The sequence below is a fragment of the Fusibacter sp. genome (genome assembly GCF_057447755.1).
In genome coordinates this window covers 1-1,818 of record NZ_JBVBZF010000492.1, presented here as the reverse complement: position 1 = coordinate 1,818, position 1,818 = coordinate 1, and the positions used below count along the sequence as shown (strand labels likewise).

The 1,818-nt window shown below is 37.0% G+C and carries 3 protein-coding genes; all 3 read left to right on the top strand.

Features of this window, described 5'->3' with window-relative positions:
• Nucleotides 1-464 (top strand): hypothetical protein (locus tag AC220I_RS22010; protein ID WP_486726014.1); only part of this gene is annotated, 464 nt, incomplete at its 5' end.
• A 251-nt stretch (nt 465-715) separates the two neighbouring features.
• The gene (locus tag AC220I_RS22005; RefSeq protein WP_486726013.1) at nt 716-1,594 is read left to right on the top strand and encodes a patatin-like phospholipase family protein; all 879 of its coding nucleotides are present in this window, start codon (nt 716-718) and stop codon (nt 1,592-1,594) included.
• Nucleotides 1,595-1,639: 45 nt separating this feature from the next.
• Nucleotides 1,640-1,786 (top strand): hypothetical protein, encoded by a 147-nt coding sequence (locus tag AC220I_RS22000; protein WP_486726012.1) that lies wholly within the window; start codon nt 1,640-1,642, stop codon nt 1,784-1,786.
• The last annotated feature ends 32 nt before the right edge of the window (nt 1,787-1,818 follow it).

Genomic DNA, 1,818 nt, shown 5'->3' with positions numbered 1-1,818 from the left:
TTGGTTCGACTTTGATTTATACCATTTTTGATTCAGAAAATGATGGCATAGATATGGTAATTACCTTTATCGTTTTAAGTTTGATTTCATTACTTATACTTTGGTCAGGCATAGATAGAAAGAAAAAAATTAACCTTTATGAGGACTATGTGGCACGCCTAGCAATGGACAGTACTTTTTCCTTGGACAAGCTAGCAACAGCGACGCAAACATCGATAGATCGAGTTTTAAAAAATGTAAATTACATGATCAAAAAGGGCTTTTTTCAAAATGCCTATATTGACACTGAAAGTAGAGCCTTGGTTTTTTCGGGTAAAGAGAAAATTCAAAATGCAAAGGAAATACAGAAGAAACCTGTATCAGAAACAATGGTGGTAAGTTGCTCTGGATGTGGTGCAACTAATAAAATTAACGTTGGCTTTGTGAACGAATGCGAGTTTTGTGGCACACAAATTTCCGGATAAGAACAATAAGGTTAAAAGATGATTTCGAAGTTTAATCGGAATCGTCTTTTTTATTTTTTTAGCAAAGCCGTCAAGAGGACATAGTGGGTTTAATGGTCATAAAGGCTTAGTCAGCGTCTTGAAATTTGATATAATTAATGTGGTTGTGGCTTTTTAAGCCTATAAAATAATTAGAATCGATAATGATATGGTGGAATCACCTTAATAAGTTGACAAGGGATAATGGTGTTGACCGAGAAAAAGAGGTAAAAATGGATACAAAAAAAAGAGGACTAATTCTAGAAGGTGGCGCAATGCGGGGGATGTTCACCTGTGGCGTTATTGATGTGCTTATGGAAAATGGGATTGAGTTTGATGGGGCAATTGGCGTTTCTGCAGGGGCTGCGTTTGGCTGTAATTATAAGTCGAGGCAGATAGGACGTCCTATTCGCTATAATAAGAGATTTTGCAATGACAAAAGATATGTGGGGCTGAGATCACTCTTAACGACAGGTAATCTTTATAATGTAGCCTTTGGATACGGTGAAGTCCCTGAAAAGCTAGATGTTTTTGATCATGAGACCTTTAGAGAAAATCCAATGGCATTTCATGTGGTCTGTACCGACGCTGATTCTGGGAAGCCTGTTTACCATAAATGCGTCAATGGCGACCGCTTAGATATTAAATGGATTAGGGCATCTGCTTCTATGCCAATGGTATCAAGAGTTGTAGAAATTGAAGATTATAAATTGCTTGACGGTGGTATTTCAGATGCTGTGCCCATCAGGTACTTTGAACAAATCGGGTATGATCATAATGTAGTTGTCCTCACTCAGCCCATGGGATATGTTAAAGAAAAAATGAAGTTTTTGCCTTTGGTGAAAATGGCATTACTTAAATACGGTCGGACATTCAAAGCCATGCAAGTTAGGCATTTGATGTATAATGAAACCATTGATTACATTCGAAAAAAAGAATCTTTAGGAGACCTGTTTGTGATTTGTCCAAGTGAAACTTTAGATATTGGTAAAGTAGAAAAAAATCCAGAAGAGCTTGAACGCGTTTATCAGCTTGGAAGAGCGGAAGCCTTAAAACGATTAGCGGAACTGAAAGCCTATATGGCTGAGAATAGAATGGTTGAAGTTGGATAAACATAAGCATTAACTGTATCGCCTTTCGAACAGGGAGAAGGCATATTGGAAAATAAATTGGTTTTTAATGCACCTTCAACCGGACATAGCATGTCTTTTGCCATGCTGATTATTGGTGTGATTTATACGAGTACTTATATGTCACGAATAAGAAACTTTAAAATGAGACTGCTTCATCGAAATAATAGATAAGCGATAATAAAAATGCTCTTGTCAGTATACCG

What these genes read in the sequence shown, in the direction of transcription:
- AC220I_RS22005 (WP_486726013.1), top strand. Translation starts at nt 716, where the DNA reads ATGGATACAAAAAAAAGAGGACTAATTCTAGAAGGTGGCGCAATGCGG.